This is a genomic window from Candidatus Poriferisodalis sp. (assembly GCF_965215815.1).
Classification (GTDB): domain Bacteria; phylum Actinomycetota; class Acidimicrobiia; order Acidimicrobiales; family Poriferisodalaceae; genus Poriferisodalis.
Genome location: NZ_CBDCEO010000013.1, coordinates 166801 through 187820, shown reverse-complemented (window position 1 = coordinate 187820; position 21020 = coordinate 166801). Strand labels below are relative to the sequence as shown.

Here is a 21020-nt window from a genome sequence, read left to right as displayed (position 1 = left end):
ACGGAGCTCGGTCATGGCCCATCCCGACGGGCTGATGCTGGGGGACCTGTACCGGGGACTGCGTGCGCAGTTCGAGGCTGCCGGTGTGCCCGAACCTGAGGTGAGCGCGCGCCGCATCGCGGCGGAGGCCAGCGGGCGCGACGCCGCCGAGGTCGCCCTGGCGCCGCAGACGCCGATGACTGTGCGCATGGTGGCGCACGCCGACGCCATGGCCGCCCGTCGGGTGGCGGGCGAGCCGCTGCAATACGTGCTCGGCAGCTGGGGTTTCCGCAAGCTCGACCTGGCCACCGACCTCCGTGCGCTCATCCCTCGCCCTGAGACGGAGGTGGTTGCGGGCATCGCCATCGACTGGCTCCAAAGCACAGTGCGCCGACGGCGTCTGGCAGAAGTGAACGTGGTCGATCTGGGCACGGGCTGCGGCGCGATCGCCTTGTCGATCGCACACGAGGTGCCCCAGGCCCGCGTGTACGCCACCGACAGTTCAGCCGACGCGCTGTCGCTGGCGGCAGCGAACATGGCCGGTCTGGGAAGTGCAGCCACCCGCGTCTCGCTGCATCAAGGGAGCTGGTTCGAAGCACTCGAAGGACTGCACGTCGGGAACGACTGCGTGACCGAGCTGCGGTTCCGACGACTTGATCTCATTGTGTCCAACCCTCCGTATGTGGCCGACGGCGAGGTGCTTTCCGCTGAGATCGACGATTGGGAGCCACACGGGGCGCTCTACGCCGGACCGGACGGACTGGACGCGGTACGCACGATTGTGCGTGACGCCCGCATCTGGTTGGCACCGGGCGGCCTGCTCGTGCTGGAGATCGCGACGGCACAGGCATCGGCGGTCGCGGCCATGGCGGTCGCACGCGGTTACGAAGAGGTGCGAATCGAGCGCGACTTGGCGGGTCTCGATCGGGCGCTCGTTGCGTCGCGCCCGCGCTCTGAACCCGACGCATCGACCATTGACCAAGCGGCCGAGCGGCTGCGCGCCGGCGAATTCATCGTGGCGCCCACCGACACTCTCTGCGGTGTCATGGCTCGCTACGCCGACACCGCTGCGGTCGCCCGCGTGTGCGATGCCAAGGAGCGTCCCCACAGCGAGCCGATGCCGATCCTGGTGTCGGGCCTCGAACAGGCCGACGAACTGGTGGAGCTGTCCCCACAAGCCCGCGCGCTCGCGCAGCGACACTGGCCGGGCGGTCTGACGCTGGTGGCGCGGCGCCGAGGGGGTCTAGACCCGTTGCACGGCCGGGAGACGCTCGGCGTCCGAGCGCCGGCGCTGGGCTGGCTGCGCTGGCTCATCGACGAGGTCGGACCAGTGACGGGCACGAGCGCGAACCGTCACGGCGACGAGACGCCGGCCAGCGCCGTAGAGGCAGCTGCGGGCCTTGCCACGCTGCCGGGAATTGGTTGCATCATCTTTGGCACCGCATCGGGTGGCACCGCATCCACCGTGGTGGATGTCACCGGAGACCAGCCCGTTGTCCTGCGAACCGGTGCCGTGGCCGAAGAATCGCTCGAATTCGCAGAATTTCCCGAAGAATCTGACGCCTGAGGGGCATCGGCGGCTGCGAGACTTGCGCGGTGGCTCACGGCAACTCGCCAATCTCAAGAAAGCCGGCTATCGCGCTCGCGGCCGATCACGCTGGCTGGGAACTGAAAGATCGCTTGGCAGAGCACCTGCGTGCAGGCGGTTACGACGTCGTCGACCTCGGCACCAACGGCCCCGACGCGGTCGACTATCCCGATTTCGGTGCAGCGCTCGGCGAGGCAGTCGCGGCTCGAGAGGCGGAGTTTGGCGTAGCCGTGTGCGGCAGCGGTATTGGCATCGCCATGGCGGCCGGCAAGGTGGCGGGAATCCGGGCCGCCACGGTGCACGACGAGACCTCGGCCCGGCTGGCTCGCGAGCACAACGACGCCAACGTGCTCTGCCTCGGCGCCCGTTTGCTTGACTCAGACCTGGCCACCGGTGCACTTGACGCCTTCCTTGGAGCGGCCTTCGAGGGTGGGCGCCATGAGCCGCGGGTCCGCAAGATCGACGGGAATCCACGCGGCCCCGCCCACCCGCGGTCTGCAAGCTGGGCGCCGCTCGGCGATCCCGAGATCGATGCGGTGCTCGAAGCCGAGTTCGAACGCCAGATGACCACGCTGCAGCTCATCGCATCAGAGAACTTCGCCTCTCCCGCGGTGATGGCCGCGACCGGCAGCGTGCTCACCAACAAGTACAGCGAGGGTTACCCCCGCCGCCGCTACTACGGCGGCAACGCGAACGCCGACACTGCCGAGCAGCTCGCCATCGACCGGGTGAAGGCGCTCTTCGGCGCGGAGCACGCGAACGTGCAGCCGCACTCGGGCTCGCAGGCCAACGCTGCGGTGTACCTGGCGCTGCTCGACACCGGCGACACCGTGATGGGCATGAGCCTCGACCAGGGCGGCCATCTCACACACGGGTCGCCGGTGAACGTGAGCGGACGGCTCTACAACTTCGTCAGCTACGGCCTGACACGAAGCGACGAGCGGATCGACTACGACGCGATGGCCGGGCTGGCGCGCGAGCACCGGCCCAAGCTGATCGTGGCGGGCGCAACCGCCTATTCGCGCCGCATCGACCCGGTGCCGTTCCGCGAGGTCTGCGACGAGATCGGCGCGGTGTTCATGTTCGACGCCGCGCACATCGCCGGGCTGATCGTGGGCGGCGTGCACATCAACCCGGTGCCGTACGCGGACATCGTCACCTTCACCACCCACAAGACGATGCGCGGACCACGCGGCGGAACGATTCTGTGCACTCAGGAATACGCCAAGCGCATCGACTCAGCAGTGTTCCCCGGCAGCCAGGGCGGTCCGCTTGATCACGCGGTTGCAGCCAAGGCAGTGGGTTTCGCCGAGGCCGCACGCCCGGAGTTCGCTCAGTACCAGGCCCGAATCGTCGAGAACGCTGCAGCGCTGGCTGACGCGCTCGGCAGCCAAGGCTTCCGGCTGGTTTCGGGCGGCACCGACAACCACCTGCTGCTCATCGACCTGCGCACGTTCGACGCCGACCTGACCGGCAAGGTGGCCCAGGAAGCGCTCGATGCGGCCGGTGTCACGCTCAATCGCAACTCCATCCCTGACGATCCACGCTCGCCGTTCGTCACCAGCGGCTTGCGGATGGGCACCCCATCGGTCACCACCCAGGGCATGGGACCGGCCGAGATGGCCCGAATTGCCGAGTTCACATCACGGGTGCTGCGGGCCCCCGACGATGAGGACGTGATCGCCACGGTGCGCGCCGAAATCGCCGAACTCTGCGCCGCCTTCCCCCCTTACGACCGCTAGAAACCGCGGCGATAACCGCGCTGGCCGGCGCTGGGGGTGAGCACGGCGGCGAGCTACCAGATGACTTCGGCGTCGCCGTCGATGAACTCACGCAGGCGCAGATCCTTCGAGACCACCGGCCAGCCTGAACTCGCCGCAGTCGCGTAGATCTGCCGGTCGGCCGGATCGCCGACGAACGTCTGCGGCAATGACACAGCGGTCAGCGCAATGACGGGCGTGAGGGGAATTGTCAGCAGCGATCTGGACAGCCCGCCGAGCCACGAGGCGATGGGCTCTCGCGGCACGATTCTCCCTCGGTAGGCCAGCCACGCCAGCTCGTACCACGACACCGAGGCGACCGCGAGGCTGTCGGAGTCGCTGATCGCGTGCGCGGCTGCGTCGCTGAGTCGGTGAGGTTCGGCCGACGCCCAATGAACCACATGGGTGTCCAGCAGCAAGGTGCTCAACTCGCGCTCCAGCCCTCACCCGTGGAGAACAGATCCTCATCGTCGTCGGTGCTCGACACGCTTCCGGCGAACATCCCCACGAATGCCGCGGGGCCGCGCGCCGGTACCAGCCGGGCCACTGTGCGTCCGTGCTTGGTGATCTCGATCTCGGCGCCGGCAGCCACCTCGTCGAGCAGTCCCAAGATCGACTTCTTGGCCTCCGTAGCGGTCACCTGTTTCAGCATATGGCCATTATAATGGCCATTTACCACCCTAAGACCACTGCCGAGGGCCGCGGTGATGCGCTCATCGGGCCTCTCCGATGCCAAGTCAGCGCTCCCTGACGGTTATCGCTCCGACAAAACTGCTGGTCAGGGGCATATTTGGGCTGTACCTGAAACGTTCGTATCTTACACACCTCCAAGTGCCCGGTCAAGCCGCATTCTGAGGTGGTTCTCCTGTGGCGTGCTGCTGGGGCAGCTCGGTGCTGTTGTCCCGCTGTTGTCGGGCCTGTCGATGCGCTTGGGCGTTGGCGCGCGCTTGGTCGTCGAGGTCGATGGTGCGCAGCAGCGACGCGACCGATGAGCGGCTCCATGCGGTGTTGCCGGTGGGTGTAAGGACGCCGGCGGTGGTGAGCGCCACCGCGATCTGGTTCAGGCTGTGACCTGCTGAGCGCAGCTGGGTTGCGAGGGCCTTGGTCGTTTCTGCGTGGCGGCTGGGACGGCCGAGACGCTGGCCTCGGCGACGGGCCGCGTCGAGGGCTTCTGTGGTGCGCGCTCGCGTCATGCCCGCCTCAAACTCGGCGATGACAGCGCGAACCCCAACGAACAAGCGGCTCTCAGGGCCTCCCAGACCGCCGGGTGCGTCGAGAGAGACGAGCGTCCAGCCCTCAGCCTCGGCGCGTTCGTAGAGGCGCAACAGCTCGATCGTCGAGCGCGCCAGCCGATCGCCCCGCGCTGTCGCGAGCATGTCGGCATCGCCGTGTCCGAGCTTCTCCAGTGCTGCGCGCAGCCGCGGGCGGCGCTCGGTGGGGGTGGTGCCCGAGACCGCGTCGTCGGTGATGCGGTCGATCACCTGCCACCCGCGTGCTGCGGCCTCCCGGTCCACCGCTTGGTGCTGGGCGTCGATGCCGAGACCTGATTGAGCCTGCGCGCCGGTGGACACCCGCGCGTAGGAGATGACCCTCAGATATGGAGATACGCACGTTCGTTCAGTCATAAAACGACTGTACCTGAAATGAACGGTTCCGACACAAGAAGGAGAACCGTTCATGCAACCAACACATCCCCGACCATCTGCGTGCCGCTGGCTGCGGCACCTGGGATCGGCCGCTACAGCCGTCGCGCTCATCGCCGCGGTGCTGACACCGGTCGCGCTCGGTGCCGACCCAGCCGACGCGCACACAGAGCGCGTTCAGCGCTGCTCGTTCGACCCGTTCGCTGGCCAGCAGTGCTGGTACGAGAACGTCGACCACACCCACACACCGCCGCCCTCGAGCACGACCCCGCCGGGGCAGGGTCATCCGGGTGGTACTGACAATGAGCAGGACGATTTGCCTGATCCGCCCGTGACGACCCCGCCGGGGCAGGGTCATCCGGGTGGTACTGACAATGAGCAGGACGATTTGCCTGATCCGCCCGTGACGACCCCGCCGGGGCAGGGTCATCCGGGTGGTACTGACAATGAGCAGGACGATCTGCCCGACCCGCCTGATACTGAACAGACCCCTGAGAGCAATCAGGACGGCGATGGCGATGACGATGACGACGGCGGCTCGGGTAGCGGCTCGGGTAGCGGCAGCGGCTCAGGCAGCGGCAGCGGCTCGGGTAGCGGCAGCGGCAGCGGCTCAGGCCGCCCGGGCCGATGCGATACGCACCCGCCACAAGCCGGATGCCCCCAGCAAGGCAGCGGCCCCGACGACGAAGAGGGCGGCACCACCGACCCGATAGCGACAGCGTGGGGGCTGCTGAAGTCCGGTCTTGAGACGTCCGGCGACGCTCAAATCGCCCAGTCCGAGGCGATGCAAGCGCAGGGCGAGGCGGTGCGCGATGCCATCGACCGAGCGCTGACCCGTCTCAGCGAAACGGACATGGAGGGCAGCTGGCCTCTGCAGGGCCACGTCTCCTACGCCGAGTCGCAGGCGATAGCCACGCTGTGGAACGGTCTTACGCGAACGCAACAGGCTGCGGTTGCTGGGGCTGTCTGCGGTGCCATCGGGGCGATTGTGGGCTTCGGCGTGCCTGGCGCAGTGGCGTTCGGCGCTGCTTGCGCGGCGGCTTTCAGTATCGCGGCAGACTACATAGAGCCTCCGGCGACAACGCCCGAGCCGACGGCTGCTGACGACGACACCGAGGCCGACGACGACACCGACACCTCGACGGGTGCCTTCTGCACTGGATGGACGAGCTTCGGGTTCTTCAATTCGAAGGGCCACGAGATTGGGGAGGTCGTGCTCCACGAGAACGACGGCGGCAACACGTCTTACCAAGGCACCCAGGAGTGGGCGGCTGAAAGATGCCAGGCCGCTCTCGCTGCCCTCGACTGAGGGAGGCGCCGGCAGTGAGATACGATGACGCCATGATCGCCGTCGAAACCGAACCGCACCTGGCGGCGGAGGAGCCGGGTCTGTGGGCGAAGCTCGACCGACGCCTCAAAGAAGCCGACTCAGTGTCGGCTTCGGCGTCAGTGTCGAAGCCTCCCCGGAATCGCAGCTGGCGCGAGCGTGCGGCCTGTTTTGTGATCGTGTTTGTGGTGGTGGTGGCGCAGTGGTCGCTGCTGCCCGTAGAACGCGTCGGGGTCATGCCGTCTCTGATGCCCGCCCTCGGGCTGGGTGCGCTCGCCTTCGGCTGGAAACTCCGGCAGTGGCGGCAGTTCACCCGACACTGAGGGCGGTTACCGCTGGTGCGGGTTGCGGCCCCGCGCTGTGCCTTGCGAGGGCCGCGCCGACTGCGAATGACTGCGCTTAGCGGCCATCCCCACGAGTGCGGAGCCTGCCCCTGTGCCACTGTTCAGGGGCGGGCTCTGCCGCGTCACAGTGCGACGCGGTCAGGGGCTACGGTGCCGCGACGTTGATGCGCCGGGCTGCGTGCAGGGCGTCGGTGGTGCGCGCCCGCGCCATAGCGGTCTCGAACTCTGCAATGACGGCGCGAACCCCAATGAACAAGCGGCTCTCGGGGCCTTGCAGGCCGACAGGGGCGTCGAGCGCGGCCAGCGACCAGCCCTCGGCCTCGGCCTCGGCGCATTCGTAGAGTCCCAGCAGCTCGATCGTCGAGCGAGCAACGCGGTCACCGCGAGCCGCCGCGAGCACCTCGGCATCGCCGCTACGGAGCCTCTCGAGCGCAGCGCGCAGCCGCGGGCGGCGCTGAGTGGGGGTGGTGCCTGAGACCGCGTCGTCGGTGATGCGCTCGATCACCCGCCAGCCGCGCGCAACGGCTTCGCGGTCCACCGCGTGGTGCTGGCCGTCGGTGCCCAGCCCCGACTCGGCCTGCGCGCCGGTGGAGACGCGTACGTACGAGATGACTCGTGGGATTGGAGTTGCATACGTTTGTTCAGTCATGGAACGATTGTACCTAAAATGAACAGTTCAAATATAAAAAGGAGAACTGTTCATGCAACCAACAAGATTCCGACCACCAGCGCCCGGCTGGCCCAAGAATGCTGGGCTCAACGCTCACGGCCGTTGCGCTCATCGCCGCAGTGCTCGCGCCGATCGCGTTCAGCGCCTGCCCCGCCGCGGCCCACACCCAACAAGTCGAGCGTTGCTCGTACGACCCATTTGCCGGCCAGCAGTGCTGGAACGAGAACGTCGACCACACACACCGCCGCCCTCGAGCGCCACTCCGCCGGGGCAGGGTCATCCGGGTGGTACTGACAATGAGCAGGACGATTTGCCTGATCCGCCCGTGACGACTCCGCCGAGGCAGGGTCATCCCGGCGGTACTGACAACGAGCAGGACGATTCTGCCTGATCCGCCCGTCCAGACACCTCCGGCCAACCAAGGGCGCCCTGGCGGCTCCGCCGGCGGCTCCGGCAGCGGGTCAGGCTCTGGCCGCCCGGGCCGATGCGATACGCACCCGCCACAAGCCGGATGCCCCCAGCAAGGCAGCGCCTCCGACGACGAAGAGGGCGGCACCACCGACCCGATAGCGACAGCGTGGGGGCTGTTGAAGTCCGGTCTTGAGCAGGCCGGGGAGACTCAACAGGAGATGTCCGAGGCGGAACGCGAGGGAGCCGACGCGCTGGTCGATGCCATCGACGACGCGTTGAGCCGTCTCAGCGAAACGGACATGGAGGGCAGTTGGCCTCTTCAGGGCCACATTGCCTACGGCGAGGCGCAGGCGGTAAGGGAACTGTGGGATAACACCCCGGAATGGGGACAGCGAGTCGTCATTGCGACCGCTTGCCTTGCCATCGTGGCGGGGGCAAGAGGTCGCCTCTCAAATCAGATCCGGACGCGCTGCTTGCAGGCCCTTGGCATCTCGACAGGCACCCCGGCGGTTCCGCTGGCGCCGGAGCCTGACAACGACGACGATGACGGCTGCGGCTCGGGTGACGGCGGCAGCAGCGACGACTCCGACACTTCGACGGGCACCTACTGCTCAGCATGGAGCGGGTTCAGGTTCTTCAAAGCCAAGGGCGAGGAGATCGGCGAGGTCGTGCTCCACGAGAACGGCGGCGGCAGCACCTCCTACCAAGGCACTCAGGAGTGGGCGACGGCATCATGTCAGGCCGCTCTCGCCGCCCAGGGCCAATGACCGACATAAGCGAGAGATATACGATCACGCCATGGCCGTGAACGAGACAGCACCGGCCCGGTGGTATAGGACCCCCATTGCCCGCGTCTGTCGGGCGTTGAGGGCGGCGGACCACCCCGTCACGATGGGGGGCGACGCGGAACTGCCGCCATCGGTGTCGGCCCCTCTCAAGTTTCGCAGCGGCCGTGAGCGTGCGGCGTACCTGGTGCTCCACTACGGGGTGTTGCTGGTGCCGTTGCTGCTGGTGCTCGTGGGGAGTATCGGCGTCGTGGGATTCATCGTGCTCAGCATCGTTTCGTATGTTGCCTTTGATCTCGGCTGGCGGCTCTGGCGGCGACGGTCAGTCCGACACTGAGGGCCGTTATCGTTGGTGCGGGCTCTGCGTCGATAGCTGTCACGTGTACCGCTGGCCGGACTGGGACCCCCTCTCGGGATGCCAAGGGCCCGACGCACCTCTAGCCGAGCACCGTCTGGCGTGGCGACGAACCGCCTGAGGCCGTAGATTGCGGGCGGCTTGGCCGGTGCTCGCCTCGTTAGTTCGTGCGGAAATGATCGCTGATCGGGGTGCGCGTCGGCACGCTTACCCAGGCATCGGAGACCCCCGGACCCATGCGATCGCACGCTGCGCGCGAAGAGACTCGGGCCACCGGCAGCCGTGCTGGCGGTGGGGACGGTCTCGCCAAGGCCGTCGAGATCGTCCTGACGCCGGTCATCTTCGCTGCTGCAGGGTTCGGGCTCGATCGCTGGTTGGACACGGGACCCTGGCTGGCCCTGAGCTTCGGCATGGTTTCGTTCGTGCTCAAGCTGATGGTCGAGTGGTACCGGTACGCCGAGCTCATGAACGACCACGAGGCAGACCTGGCCGCGCGGCGCCCGACGCAACAGCGAGGCATCGATCGCTCCGCTGGCATCGACGAGCCGGCTTCGCTGCCGACTGGCGTCTCGCTCGAGGCCGACACCGCCTCGTCGGCACCACGCGACGTGACTGAGTCGAGTCCGTCTCGGAACGAGGGACGAGACGAGGGCCGATCACTGCGCTCAGCTACAGGGCCAGGACTCCTGTGACACCGGCCGAATTCGCCGAGCGAGCCGGAACTGGCGGCACGTATCCCGCCAGCGACGACGGCTCGCCAGAGCGCGACATCGCGTTCGACATGGCACGACGAAGCCTGTGGGTGTTTCCCGCCTGGGTCGTCGTAAGCGGGTTCATCTGGGGCATGGGCGGGGCACTCTCATCAGCGCTGGGCTACGCACTGGTCATCGGTAATCTTGCTGCGGCCGCGGCGCTGATGGCGTGGGGTGCACGCACGTCGCCGGTTGCGCTCATGGGGGCCACTTTGGGTGGCTTCATCGTGCGGCTCGCGGCGCTTGCCGGAATCGTGCTCGCCGTCAGTCAGCTCGGCTTCTTCGAGCCCATTCCCATCGCGATCACCATCGTCGCGAGCCACCTCGGTCTGCTCGCGTGGGAGATCCGATATGTTTCGCTGCGGCTTGTGGCCCCAGGCCTTGATCGTCAACGCCCAGGCAAGGAGCAGAAGTGAACTTGCTAGCGCTGACCTTTCCTGACATCGGGCACCTCTTGGAGTGGCCGAACGTCCTGCCGGGTCTCGACGACGACTCGGTGTTCGCGCTGAACAAGGTCGGCATCATCTACATCTTCGCCCTCGTGGCTCCCGTCATGATTTTCGTCATGGCAAAGCGCCGCTACGCGCAGGCGGAAGTCATCACCGCCCCCCGCGGAATCCAAACCGTGGCGGAGACCTCGGTGGAGTTCGTCCGCGAGAACATCATCATGCAGACCATCGGGCCAGACGGCCTGCGCTACTTGCCCTTCCTGCTGACGCTGTTCTTCTTCATTCTCTTCTCGAATATCACCGAGGTGTTCCCGCTCATCCACTTCCCAGCCAACGCCCGCATGGCGATGCCCTTCGTCCTCGCCGTGCTGGTCTGGGTGGTGTTCAACGCCGTCGGCATCAAGCACCACGGATTGTTTGGCTACCTCAAGAACGTCGTGATTCCGCCCGGTGTGCCCAAGGCGCTGCTTCCGCTGGTGGCGCTCATCGAGTTCGTCTCGACGTTCTTTGTGCGGCCGTTCTCGCTCGCCGTGCGGTTGTTCGCGAACATGCTTGCCGGACACCTGCTCCTGGTCACCTTCGGCGTGCTCACCGCAGCACTGTGGGACACGAGTCCGCTGATAGCGATTGTCTGGGCGCCGTTTGTGGTGCTCATCGGGCTGACCGGCTTCGAGATCCTCGTTGCACTCCTGCAGGCGTTCATCTTCACGATCCTCGCCGCCGTGTACATCGGCGGTGCGCTGCACCCAGAGCACTAGGCCCGACCACCCGTTCCCTCACCGACCACCGGCCGCACAGTGTCTCGGCACTCGGCCCCTGCCCCAAGACCCCATACAACACAGGAGATGACGAGTAATGGAATTGCTCGCGCAAGCGGACAACGCACTCGACGGGCTCAAGGCGCTCGGCGCCGGCCTCGGCTACGGCCTAGCGGCCATCGGCCCGGGCGTCGGCATCGGCCTTGTCGTTGGCAACGCCATCACAGCCATGGCGCGCCAGCCCGAATCGGCGGGCATGGTCCGTACGACCATGTTCTTGGGCATCGCGTTCACTGAGGCATTGGCCCTCATCGGTTTCGTGGTGTTCATCCTCCTCAACTTCGCGTAGGAGGAACCCATGAACGCCACTCTGAGCAATTTGGCAGCCGGCCTTCTTTCGGCGACCGAGGAGGGCGAGGCCGCCTCCAACCCGATCATCCCCGAATGGAACGAGGTGATCTGGGGGTCTTCGGCATTCTTCATCCTGCTCATTGTCATGTGGAAGCTGGCCCTGCCGCCGATCAGGCGGGCCATGGAAGCTCGCACGGAGCGCATCCAGGGCGACCTCGACGGCGCCGCAAACGCCCGCTCTGAGGCCGAGGAACTGCGCACGCAGTACGACGCCCGGCTGGCCGAGGCCAACACCGAAGCCGCCCGGATCATCGAGGAGGCCCGAGCGTCTGCCGAAACGGTCCGCCAGGAGCGTCTCGCGGCGATCGAGCCGGAGATCGCCGAGCGACGTGCGCAGGCTGAGGCCGACATCGAGGCTGCTCGCGAGCGGGCCATGGCCGAGGTACGGGCCGACATCACGTCGATCGCCGTCGGCGCCGCCGAGCAGGTGGTTCGCGCCAGCATCGACGAGGCAGCCCACGCCCAGCTGATCGATGACTACATCGCACGGGTGGGGAACTAAGCGTCCCGCGCAGCGCCCGCCGGCGGCCCCGCAACCGGGCCATAACCGGTACGGGCGGGGACAGGAGATAAGCAGATGACCAGGATCGACCAATGAGCGATCGAACCGAGGGTTACGCAAGCGCGGTGGTCGCTATCGCGCAGGCCGAGGATGTGCTTGAGCGTGTGCCCAACGAACTGTCAGCAGTCGGCCGCGCTGTCGCCGCGAACGAGGAACTGCGCCGCGTGCTGTCCGACCGCTCCGTGCCGGCATCACGCCGCATCGGCATCATCGAGGACTTGTTGGCGGCTCAGGCATCGCCGGTCACGCTCAACGTGGTGGCGATGCTGGTCGGCGCAGGCCGTGGCGGTCAGCTCGACACCATCGCCGAAGAGGTGCTAGAACTCGCCGCCGCAACGCGGGGTGAGGTGGTGGCCGAAGTGCGCGCGGCCGTCGCACTCACCGACGAGCAGATTTCCAAAGTTGCCGATGCGCTTGGCCGGGCGAGCGGTCGCAACGTGACCGTCCACGTCGTAGTGGACCCGGAGATCATCGGAGGACTGTCCGCCCAGATCGGCGACACCGTCTTCGATGGCTCGGTCCGCACTCGGCTCGACAACATGAAGGAGCGCCTGTCGTGACCGACTTGAGCTTTGATACCGCTGGCATCGCTTTGGCGATTCGCCAGAATCTCGAGGGCTTTGATCCGTCGATCGAGTCCGCAACTGTCGGCCGGATCCTCGAGGTGGGCGACGGCATTGCCCGCGTCTCGGGACTGCCGGGCTGCTCGGTGAACGAGATCTTGGAGTTCGCCAGCGGAGACGTCGGTCTCGCATTGAACCTCGACGAGGATTCCATTGGCGCCGTCGTGCTCGGCAATGTCGAGTCGATCGAGGAGGGCCAGGCCGTCAAGGCAACCGGCCGCATTCTGTCGATCCCTGTCGGCGACGCCGTTCTGGGCCGTGTCGTGAATGCACTCGGCGAGCCGATCGACGGCCGGGGCGAGATCGTCGGCGCCATCGAGCGCCGCATGGAGATCCAGGCGCCTGGCGTGATGGGCCGCAAGCCGGTGCATGAACCGCTGCAGACCGGCATCAAGGCCATCGACTCGATGACCCCAGTCGGTCGAGGTCAACGGGAGCTGATCATCGGCGACCGAAAGACCGGCAAGACGTCGATCGCGGTCGACACGATCCTCAACCAGGCCGGCCTCGGTGTGAAGTGCATCTACGTGGCCATCGGGCAGAAGGGCTCGACGGTTGCGCAAGTGGTGAACACATTGCGAGAGCGTGGCGCCATGGAGTACACCGTGGTGGTCTCCGCGCCTGCCGCCGACGCCGCGCCGTTCAAGTACCTGGCTCCCTATGCCGGCTGCGCGATGGGCCAGCATTGGATGGAGAACGGTGACCACGCGCTCATCGTTTACGACGATCTCTCCAAGCAAGCCGAGGCGTACCGCCAGATGTCGCTGCTGCTGCGCCGTCCGCCGGGACGCGAGGCGTACCCGGGCGATGTGTTCTACCTGCACAGCCGTCTGCTTGAGCGTGCCGCCAAGCTGTCCGACGTCAACGGCGCCGGCTCGCTGACAGCGCTTCCGATCATCGAGACAAAGGCCGGCGACGTGTCGGCATACATCCCGACGAACGTGATCTCGATCACTGACGGCCAGATCTACCTCCAGGACGACTTGTTCAAGTCGGGAGTCCGGCCCGCCGTGGACGTGGGCATATCGGTATCGCGGGTGGGCTCTGCTGCACAGACCAAGGCCATGAAGGGTGTGGCCGGCACCCTCAAGATCGACCTGGCGCAGTTCCGTGATCTTGAGGCGTTCGCCACCTTCGGATCCGAGCTCGATGCGGTGTCCGCCGCCCAGCTCGGGCGGGGCTACCGGCTCGTGGAGCTGCTCAAGCAGGGGCTCAACTCGCCCATGCCCGTCGAGCAGCAGGTGGTCGTCATTTTCGCCGGCACCAACGGCTACGTCGACGGCATCCCGGTGGAGGACGTAAACCGCTACGAGAACGAGCTCTTGGCGTACATGAGCACTCGTCACAGCGCCCTGCTCGAGGACATCCGCTCGACGGGAGCCCTCGTCGAAGGGGCACTGCAAGCTGCGATCGAGGCATTTGGCGCACAGTTCGTGACGTCTGACGCCTTGAGCGCTGACGACACCGCGGACAGCTGATTCGCGATGGCAAGCGGTCAGGAGCGCATTCTTCGGCGGCGTATCAAGTCGATCGAGGCTACGAAGAAGATCACGCGCGCCATGGAGCTGATTGCGGCTTCACGCATCGTGCGGGCGCAGACCCGGGTGCGCGCCGCACGGCCGTACAGCGAGAAGGTGACTGCGGTCATTGCCAACCTGGCATCTGCCGGTGGCGAGGCCGATCACCCGCTGCTGCGCGAGCCGGCCGATGTCGCGAAGGTGGCCTACGTTGTCATCGCTGCGGATCGTGGCCTGTGCGGCGGCTACAACAACAACGTCCTGCGTTCCACCGAGCGTGCGATCGCCGCCGACGCGGCAGCGGGCCGTGACTACGAGCTGGTGCTGTCGGGCCGCAAGACCCAGGGCTACTTCCGTTTCCGCGATTTCCGCATTGCCGCTGGCTTCGACGGCTTCAGTGACCAGCCGAGCTATGCCGATGCCCAGCGGATCGCGCGGGCAGCCACTGCGCTGTTCGAGAGCGGCGAGTGCGGCCAGGTGAAGCTGGCGTACACCAAGTTTCACTCCATCGGCGTCCAGGAAGTGGCGATCGTCCCGTTCATGCCGCTGGATTCCGGCGACTTCGGCGGCGCCAACGGTGCCGATGTTCCCCAAAGCTCCGGTGCAGCCGGTGGCTACGAGTTCGAGCCCGAGCCAGCGGTGATTCTCGAGCGTCTCCTGCCGCGCTACGCCGAGGCCCGGCTGTTCTCAGCGCTGCTCGAGGCCTCTGCCTCCGAACACGCCGCTCGTCAGCGCGCCATGAAGGCCGCAACCGACAACGCCGAAGACTTAAAAACCAACCTGACACGCGTGATGAACCGCGCCCGCCAGGACGCCATCACCACCGAGATCATGGAGATCGTCAGCGGTGCTGAGGCGCTCTCTCAAACCGGCGGCGAAGTCGACCTTCTGTCCGACACCATCGAAGCCCGCACTGCGAACCTGTTCCGCTCACGCAAGTAGCCCAATCGAGCCCCTCGGCGGGTTGAGGAGACACATCAATGACTATGACGCAAGCAAGCACAGCCGAAGAGACGACCGAGCACGCCGACGGCCGCGTCGTGGCCATCGCCGGACCGGTTGTCGATGCGGAGTTCCCGTCGGGGGCGCTCCCGGAGATCAACACCGCTGTCGAGATGCATGTCGAGCTGGAAGGCACGCCGGTCACCATCACAGGCGAGGTGGCCCAGCAGATTGGCGACAACCGCGTGCGCATCGTCTCGATGAAGGCGACCGACGGATTGACCCGAGGCATGAAGGTGACCAACACCGGTCGGGGCATCGCCGTGCCGGTGGGCGACGGGGTGCTGGGCCACATCTTCAACGTCTTGGGCGAGCCCCTCGATGGTGCCGATCTGGTCGAAGGCATCGCGGATCGGTGGGAAATCCACCGCCCCGCACCTGCGTTCGACACCCTTGAGCCGAGAGCGACGATGTTCGAGTCGGGCATCAAGGTCATCGACCTGCTCGAGCCATACGTGGAGGGCGGCAAGATCGGTCTGTTCGGTGGCGCCGGCGTGGGCAAGACGGTGCTCATCACCGAGATGATCAACCGCGTTGCGTCCCAGCACGGCGGTGTGTCGGTGTTCGCTGGGGTGGGGGAGCGCACTCGTGAGGGCACTGACCTCTATCTGGAGATGGCAGAGTCCGGCGTGCTCGAGAAGACCGCGCTGGTGTTCGGGCAGATGGACGAGCCGCCTGGCGTGCGGCTGCGCGTCGCTCTGTCGGCGCTGACGATGGCGGAGTACTTCCGCGACGTGCAAGGCCAGGAAGTGCTGCTGTTCGTCGACAACATCTTCCGCTTCGTGCAGGCCGGCTCGGAGGTGTCCACGCTGCTGGGCCGCATGCCGTCAGCGGTGGGCTACCAGCCCAACCTGGCCGACGAGATGGGCGAGCTGCAAGAGCGCATCACCTCGACATCGGGGCACTCGATCACGTCGCTGCAGGCCGTGTACGTGCCGGCGGACGACTACACCGACCCGGCGCCGTTCACCACGTTCACCCACCTCGACGCCACCACTGAGCTGAGCCGCCAGATCGCCTCGCTGGGCATCTACCCGGCAGTGGATCCGCTGGCCTCGACATCGACCATCCTCAGCCCCGAGGTGGTCGGCGACCGGCACTACGGCGTGGCACGGCGCACCCAGGAGATCCTCCAGCGCTACAAGGAGCTACAGGACATCATCGCCATCCTGGGTCTTGACGAGCTGTCCGAGGAGGACCGCATCACGGTCAACCGGGCGCGCAAGATCCAGCGCTTCTTGAGCCAGCCGTTCTTCGTGGCCGAGGTCTTCACCGGCTTGCCGGGCGTCTTCGTGCCGATCGCGGAGACCATCGAGTCGTTCGAGATGCTGTGCAATGGCGAGCTGGACAACCTCCCCGAGCAGGCGTTCCTCAACGTCGGCAACGCCGAGGCCGCCATGGCCAAGGCGCGGGACCTCGAGCAGTCCTAGCTGGCACGGCCGGGGCTCGGAAGGACACGGAGGCACACGAGATGCAAGTTGAGCTGGTCTCACCCGAAGCGGTGCTATTCAGCGGCGAGTGCACTCAAGTCGTCACGCGCACCGTCGACGGCGACATCGCCTTTCTGGACCATCATGCGGCGTTCATTGGTGCGCTCGACATCGGCCAGACCCAGCTGTGGGCGTCTGACGGCATCGTGACGCTGGCGATCAACCGCGGCTTCGTCGAGGTCAGCAACAACGTCGTGACGATCCTCAGCGATGCTGCCTATGCGGCCGACGAGATCGACGTCGCCGCGGCCAGCGCCGATCTCGAGGCGGCCGAAGCAGCCGTCAACGCCGATTCCGACGACGACGACGCCAAGGCTGCGCTGGCCTGGGCGCAGACGCGCATCGCCGTCGCCGGAGCTGCCTGAGCACAGCGCAGCTGCGTAACTACAGCGCAGCTGCGTGAACACAGCTATGTGAGCACGGTGTGACGCGGCGCTCGCCGCGTCTGCAAGCATGACAGTCCTGCACATTCAGCCAGGGGGCTCGTCATGGTCGAGATTCCTGAGCAGTTCATCCTGAACACGTTCATGTTCCTCGTTTGGGGATCGCTGATCATGTGGATGGCGGCTGGCTTCACGATGCTTGAAGCCGGCGCAGTCCGCACCAAGAACGCGTCGATGATCTGCCTGAAGAACATCGGCATCTACTCGATCGCCGGCCTGGCGTTCTACTTCCTCGGCTACAACCTGATGTACGTCGAGGTGGGCGACCTCTGGGGCTCGTTCAAGTTGCTGTACGGGCCCAGCGCGGACGAATTGGCGCTGCTCGACGGCGACGCAGGTGCAGCAGGCGCAGTGGCCGCCAACGGCTACGCGGTCATGTCGGACTGGTTCTTCCAGATGGTGTTCGTGGCAACCGCGGCGTCCGTGGTATCGGGCGCCATTGCCGAGCGCGTCAAGATGTGACTGTTCTTCGGCTTCACGCTGGTCCTGACCGCCGTCATCTACCCGATCGTGGGCGCGTGGACCTGGGGCGGCGGCTGGCTGGCCCAGCAGGGCTTTCAGGACTTTGCGGGCTCGACGATCGTGCACAGCACTGGCGGGTGGGCAGCGCTGGCCGGCGTGCTGGTGGTTGGTCCCCGGCTCGGCAAGTTCCGCTCCGACGGCACGGTGAAGCCCACGCCGCCGTCGAATGTGCTCATCGTGACGCTTGGCGTGTTCATCCTGTGGTTCGGCTGGTTCGGCTTCAACGGCGGATCCCAGCTGGCACTCGGCAGCGTGTTCGATGCGGTGGCCATGAGCAACGTGCTTGTCAACACGAACCTCGCGGCGGCAGCGGGCGTGGTGGCGGCGCTTGCGGTCTCCCGGTCAGTACTGGGAAGGGTCGACCTCTTCGCGGGTCTCAACGGAGCCATTGCCGGCCTGGTGTCGATCACGGCCGGCCCCGACATCACTCAGCAGTGGTGGGCGGTGATCATCGGCGCCATCGGCGGTGTGCTGTGCACGCTTGGCATCAAGGCGCTGGAGCTGGCAAAGATCGACGATGTGGTCGGCGCGATCCCGGCGCACCTGATCTGCGGCATCTGGGGAACGCTGGCGACGGCAATCGCTGCTGGAGCCCAACTGCACATCCAGTTGCTTGGCGTGGTGTCGGTAGGAGCGTTCGTGTTCATTGCGTCGCTGATCGTCTGGAAGGCCTTGGACATCACGATGGGCCTGCGGATCTCACGCACGGTCGAGCAATTGGGTCAGGACTCCGGGGAGCTCGGCATCGAGGCTTACCCGGAGTTCGTGCTGATGCCCGAGAACTTCGACGAGTAGCAGCGCTGATTCAGCGTTCGAGACAGTTCAACTGTTGAGGTGGCGCAACTGGCTCGAGTCGTTCAGAGCGCGGTAGTAGCAGCCTGGGCGGGCTGAACCGCTGGCGTCGCGGGTGTGACACGCTCCGCCTGCGTCGCGCCGCACCCGGTACAGCAACGAGTTCTGCTCGCAGTTCACACGCACGTCGACGAGTGAGAGGGTGTCGCCCGAAGTAGCGCCCTTGTGCCAGATCTCGTTGCGCGAGGTGGAATACAGCACGGCGCTGCGTCGCTCGAGGGTGAGCCGCAACGCCTCGTCGTTGGCGTAGCCGATGAACAGCACGTCGCCGGTGTCGACATCCTGCAGTACGACTGGCACGACCTGGTGGCCGTCGCGGCCGATCTGGGCCACCTTGCCGAAGTCGATGCGGGCGACCGTGCCTTCTTCGAGGTCGTCGAGCGCTGGCTCCGTCTGGGATGCGATATCAGTTTGGGAGTCAGGCATGGCTCAGGTGAAGTCCACCGCCGCGTAGGCGCTGAGTTTCTCGATGTCGTGGGTGGCTTCGATGCGCCGCACTGTGCCGCTGCGCGAGCGCATCACCAGCGAGTCGGTGGTGGCACGCTGCGCAGTGAACTTGACACCCCGCAGCAACTCTCCGTCGGTGATGCCCGTGGCGGCGAAGAAGACATCGTCGGACTGCACCAGATCGTCGATGTGCAGTACTCGCTCGAGGTCGAAACCGGCCGCTGCGGCCGCTCGCCGTTCGTAGTCGTTGCGCGGCCACAGGCGGCCCTGCAACTCGCCGCCGAGGCACTTGAGCGCCGCCGCGGAGATGATGCCTTCGGGTGTGCCGCCGATGCCAAAGAGCACGTCAGTGGTATCGCTGGCCGCCGCGGAGATGGCCCCGGCGACATCGCCGTCGGGAATGAGCCGGATGCGGGCGCCGGTCTCTCGGATCTCCCGGATCAGCTCACTGTGGCGGTCGCGGTCCAGTACGACGGCGGTCAGGTCTCGCAGGCCTTGTCCGGTGACTTCAGCGATCGCCCGGAGGTTCTCCGACGGCGAGCGGTTCAAGTCCACCACCCCCTTGGCTTCGGGACCAACCGCGATCTTTTCCATGTACACGCACGGGCCGGGATCCAGCATGGTGCCTCGCGGCGAGACCGCGATGACCGAGATGGCGTTCCCTCGGCCGAGCGAGGTCAGCGTGGTGCCATCGATCGGGTCCACTGCTACATCGGTGAGTGCGCCAGTGCCATCGCCGATGAGCTCGCCGTTGAACAGCATCGGCGCCTCGTCCTTCTCGCCCTCGCCGATGATCACGATGCCGTCCATGGGAACAGTGCTCAGCACAACGCGCATCGCGTCGACGGCGGCGCCGTCGGCGCCGTCCTTGTCGCCGCGACCCATCCAGCGAGAGGCGGCCATGGCCGCTGCTTCTGTGGTGCGAACCAGTTCCAGCGCCAAGTTGCGGTCCGGAGCCTGGCGGGAGAGATCCGGACGGTCGGCACGGCTTCGATCGCCGAACGATCTGCGATTGTCATTCATTGCAGCCGACCATAGTGCTGCGGTCGTATCGAACCCACGGCGGCAGACCGTAGCCCTTTCGTTTGCCCCGCTAGCTTCACGTCGATGACGAGCGCCCGGTCCCCGTCAGCCCGTGCGGATCTCGCCGTGGTGGGGGCGGGAATCATCGGGCTGGCGACCGCGCACCGCTATCTCGCAGATCATCCCGGTCGCCGCGTGGTGATCCTGGAAGCCGAAGACCGGCCGGCGATGCACCAGACGGGCCGGAACTCCGGTGTGCTGCACTCGGGTGTGTACTACCGGCCCGGTTCAGCCAAGGCGGAGTTGGCGGTCGCCGGCCGCAGTTCGATGGTCGAGTTCGCCCGACAGCGGGGCATCGCCCACGAAGTGTGCGGCAAGGTCATCGTTGCGGTCGACAGCTCCGAGCAGGAGCGGCTCGTGGCGCTCGCCGAGCGGGCCGTGAGCAATGGCGTTCCCGCCGAGCTCATTGACGCTCGGCGCCTGGCTGAGCTGGAGCCGTATTGCGCTGGGGTGGAGGCGCTGCTTGTTCGAGGCACTGGGATTGTCGACTACGGCGCAGTGTGCGACGCGTTGATCGGCGAGATCGAAGCCGCGGGCGGCGAGCTGTGCACGGGTACGGCGGTGATCGGGATCAGCGAGGGCGCCGACAGCGTGCGCGTCACCACGACGACTGGCGAGCTGGAGGCGAAGAGCCTGGTGAACTGCGCGGGGCTGCGCTGCGATCAGGTGGCGGCGCTGGCGGGCGCCGGGGGTGGTTACCGGATCGTCCCGTTCCGCGGCGAGTACTACGAACTGGTGCCCGAGCGCTCGCATCTCGTCAACAACCTCATCTACCCCGTGCCGGACCCGAGCTTCCCGTTCCTGGGGGTGCACCTCACCCGCATGATCGACGGCACGATCCACGCGGGCCCTAACGCCGTGCTTGCACTGTCCCGTGAGGGCTACCGCTGGAGCGACATCAGCGGGGCCCAGCTGCGCGAGCACCTCACCAACCGCGGCCTGTGGCGTCTTGCACGGCGCTACTGGCGCACGGGCGCGGGGGAGGTGTGGCGATCGCTGAACAAGACAGCGTTCACCCGGGCGCTGCAGCGGCTGGTGCCCGAGATCGAGTCGTCCGACTTGGTGCGCTCGGCCGCTGGAGTGCGTGCCCAAGCGATGGATGCCGACGGTGAGCTGGAGGACGATTTCGCTGTAGCGACCGCCGGGCGCAGCACCCATGTGCTGAACGCGCCGAGTCCCGCCGCCACCTCCAGCCTGGAGATCGCCAAGATGATCGTGAAGCGGATCGACGGCTGAGGCTGGCGACA

General features: G+C 66.5%; 24 protein-coding genes and 2 pseudogenes. 19 read left to right on the top strand and 7 right to left on the bottom strand.

Going from position 1 to position 21020, the window contains the following annotated elements; all coding sequences use genetic code 11:
• Positions 1-13 precede the first annotated feature (13 nt).
• The 3 genes and pseudogenes from prmC (at position 14) to glyA (ending at position 3309) form a co-directional block, all read left to right on the top strand.
• Positions 14-1546 carry a peptide chain release factor N(5)-glutamine methyltransferase gene (gene prmC / locus ACOOHB_RS10860; RefSeq protein WP_420444860.1) on the top strand — a complete coding sequence of 511 codons (1533 nt, stop codon included), beginning with the start codon at positions 14-16 and terminating at the stop codon, positions 1544-1546.
• 29 nt (positions 1547-1575) lie between these two features.
• Positions 1576-2019, top strand: a pseudogene (gene rpiB, locus ACOOHB_RS10855) (ribose 5-phosphate isomerase B); the annotation flags it as partial.
• A 6-nt stretch (positions 2020-2025) separates the two neighbouring features.
• Positions 2026-3309, top strand: a complete 1284-nt coding sequence (gene glyA, locus ACOOHB_RS10850; RefSeq protein ID WP_420446897.1) for a serine hydroxymethyltransferase — start codon at positions 2026-2028, stop codon at positions 3307-3309.
• 53 nt (positions 3310-3362) lie between these two features.
• On the opposite strand, the gene ACOOHB_RS10845 is transcribed toward glyA, so the two are convergent.
• The 3 genes from ACOOHB_RS10845 to ACOOHB_RS10835 form a co-directional block, all read right to left on the bottom strand.
• Positions 3363-3755, bottom strand: a complete 393-nt coding sequence (locus ACOOHB_RS10845) for a type II toxin-antitoxin system VapC family toxin (RefSeq protein WP_420444859.1) — start codon at positions 3753-3755, stop codon at positions 3363-3365.
• Positions 3752-3979 (bottom strand): type II toxin-antitoxin system Phd/YefM family antitoxin, encoded by a 228-nt coding sequence (locus ACOOHB_RS10840; RefSeq protein WP_420444858.1) that lies wholly within the window; start codon positions 3977-3979, stop codon positions 3752-3754. Before ACOOHB_RS10840 ends, ACOOHB_RS10845 begins: the two co-directional genes overlap by 4 nt.
• A gap of 187 nt (positions 3980-4166) precedes the next feature.
• Positions 4167-4952 carry a recombinase family protein gene (locus tag ACOOHB_RS10835; protein ID WP_420444857.1) on the bottom strand — a complete coding sequence of 262 codons (786 nt, stop codon included), beginning with the start codon at positions 4950-4952 and terminating at the stop codon, positions 4167-4169.
• Positions 4953-5004: 52 nt separating this feature from the next.
• Between ACOOHB_RS10835 and ACOOHB_RS10830 the strand changes: the two genes are divergently transcribed.
• Positions 5005-6279, top strand: coding sequence for a hypothetical protein (locus tag ACOOHB_RS10830; protein WP_420444856.1), 1275 nt, complete (start codon positions 5005-5007; stop codon positions 6277-6279).
• Positions 6280-6293: 14 nt separating this feature from the next.
• Positions 6294-6620, top strand: coding sequence for a hypothetical protein (locus ACOOHB_RS10825; protein ID WP_420444855.1), 327 nt, complete (start codon positions 6294-6296; stop codon positions 6618-6620).
• A gap of 166 nt (positions 6621-6786) precedes the next feature.
• Here the strand turns inward: ACOOHB_RS10825 and ACOOHB_RS10820 are convergent, their stop codons facing one another.
• Together ACOOHB_RS10820 and ACOOHB_RS10815 are read right to left on the bottom strand one after the other, a co-directional pair.
• Entirely contained in the window at positions 6787-7290 is a 504-nt protein-coding gene (locus ACOOHB_RS10820; protein ID WP_420444854.1) for a recombinase family protein, read from the bottom strand.
• Positions 7291-7397: 107 nt separating this feature from the next.
• Positions 7398-7547 carry a hypothetical protein gene (locus ACOOHB_RS10815; protein ID WP_420444853.1) on the bottom strand — a complete coding sequence of 50 codons (150 nt, stop codon included), beginning with the start codon at positions 7545-7547 and terminating at the stop codon, positions 7398-7400.
• A gap of 393 nt (positions 7548-7940) precedes the next feature.
• Between ACOOHB_RS10815 and ACOOHB_RS10810 the strand changes: the two genes are divergently transcribed.
• The 13 genes and pseudogenes from ACOOHB_RS10810 to ACOOHB_RS10750 all read left to right on the top strand — a co-directional run bounded on the left by ACOOHB_RS10810 (position 7941) and on the right by ACOOHB_RS10750 (position 18186).
• Positions 7941-8489 carry a hypothetical protein gene (locus tag ACOOHB_RS10810; RefSeq protein ID WP_420444852.1) on the top strand — a complete coding sequence of 183 codons (549 nt, stop codon included), beginning with the start codon at positions 7941-7943 and terminating at the stop codon, positions 8487-8489.
• A gap of 31 nt (positions 8490-8520) precedes the next feature.
• Positions 8521-8844 carry a hypothetical protein gene (locus ACOOHB_RS10805; protein ID WP_420444851.1) on the top strand — a complete coding sequence of 108 codons (324 nt, stop codon included), beginning with the start codon at positions 8521-8523 and terminating at the stop codon, positions 8842-8844.
• A gap of 254 nt (positions 8845-9098) precedes the next feature.
• On the top strand, positions 9099-9554 hold the full coding sequence (locus ACOOHB_RS10800; RefSeq protein ID WP_420444850.1) for an AtpZ/AtpI family protein: 456 nt from the start codon (positions 9099-9101) through the stop codon (positions 9552-9554).
• Positions 9551-10030, top strand: coding sequence for an ATP synthase subunit I (locus ACOOHB_RS10795; protein ID WP_420444849.1), 480 nt, complete (start codon positions 9551-9553; stop codon positions 10028-10030). The genes ACOOHB_RS10800 and ACOOHB_RS10795 overlap by 4 nt, the downstream gene beginning before the upstream one ends.
• Positions 10027-10821 carry a F0F1 ATP synthase subunit A gene (atpB, locus tag ACOOHB_RS10790; RefSeq protein ID WP_420444848.1) on the top strand — a complete coding sequence of 265 codons (795 nt, stop codon included), beginning with the start codon at positions 10027-10029 and terminating at the stop codon, positions 10819-10821. Before ACOOHB_RS10795 ends, atpB begins: the two co-directional genes overlap by 4 nt.
• Before the next feature lie 97 nt (positions 10822-10918).
• Positions 10919-11170: an ATP synthase F0 subunit C gene (gene atpE, locus ACOOHB_RS10785; RefSeq protein WP_419554093.1), complete on the top strand. Its 252-nt coding sequence runs from the start codon at positions 10919-10921 to the stop codon at positions 11168-11170.
• Positions 11171-11179: 9 nt separating this feature from the next.
• Positions 11180-11734, top strand: a complete 555-nt coding sequence (gene atpF, locus ACOOHB_RS10780; protein ID WP_420444847.1) for a F0F1 ATP synthase subunit B — start codon at positions 11180-11182, stop codon at positions 11732-11734.
• Between the two features lie 92 nt (positions 11735-11826).
• On the top strand, positions 11827-12354 hold the full coding sequence (atpH, locus tag ACOOHB_RS10775; protein ID WP_420444846.1) for an ATP synthase F1 subunit delta: 528 nt from the start codon (positions 11827-11829) through the stop codon (positions 12352-12354).
• Entirely contained in the window at positions 12351-13895 is a 1545-nt protein-coding gene (atpA, locus tag ACOOHB_RS10770; RefSeq protein WP_420444845.1) for a F0F1 ATP synthase subunit alpha, read from the top strand. The genes atpH and atpA overlap by 4 nt, the downstream gene beginning before the upstream one ends.
• Positions 13896-13901: 6 nt before the next feature.
• Positions 13902-14876 (top strand): F0F1 ATP synthase subunit gamma, encoded by a 975-nt coding sequence (locus ACOOHB_RS10765; RefSeq protein WP_420444844.1) that lies wholly within the window; start codon positions 13902-13904, stop codon positions 14874-14876.
• A 38-nt stretch (positions 14877-14914) separates the two neighbouring features.
• Positions 14915-16366 (top strand): F0F1 ATP synthase subunit beta, encoded by a 1452-nt coding sequence (gene atpD / locus ACOOHB_RS10760; RefSeq protein ID WP_420444843.1) that lies wholly within the window; start codon positions 14915-14917, stop codon positions 16364-16366.
• Positions 16367-16407: 41 nt separating this feature from the next.
• On the top strand, positions 16408-16791 hold the full coding sequence (gene atpC, locus ACOOHB_RS10755; RefSeq protein ID WP_420444842.1) for an ATP synthase F1 subunit epsilon: 384 nt from the start codon (positions 16408-16410) through the stop codon (positions 16789-16791).
• Positions 16792-16914: 123 nt separating this feature from the next.
• Positions 16915-18186, top strand: a pseudogene (locus ACOOHB_RS10750) (ammonium transporter).
• Between the two features lie 27 nt (positions 18187-18213).
• Here ACOOHB_RS10750 and ACOOHB_RS10745 read toward each other — a convergent pair.
• Positions 18214-18669 (bottom strand): phosphoribosyl-AMP cyclohydrolase, encoded by a 456-nt coding sequence (locus ACOOHB_RS10745; RefSeq protein ID WP_420444841.1) that lies wholly within the window; start codon positions 18667-18669, stop codon positions 18214-18216.
• Between the two features lie 3 nt (positions 18670-18672).
• A complete protein-coding gene (gene glpX, locus ACOOHB_RS10740; protein ID WP_420444840.1) occupies positions 18673-19713 on the bottom strand; it encodes a class II fructose-bisphosphatase in 1041 nt (346 codons plus the stop codon).
• Positions 19714-19797: 84 nt separating this feature from the next.
• On the opposite strand from glpX, the gene lhgO reads away from it, so the two are divergent.
• The gene (gene lhgO / locus ACOOHB_RS10735) at positions 19798-21009 is read left to right on the top strand and encodes an L-2-hydroxyglutarate oxidase (protein WP_420444839.1); all 1212 of its coding nucleotides are present in this window, start codon (positions 19798-19800) and stop codon (positions 21007-21009) included.
• The last annotated feature ends 11 nt before the right edge of the window (positions 21010-21020 follow it).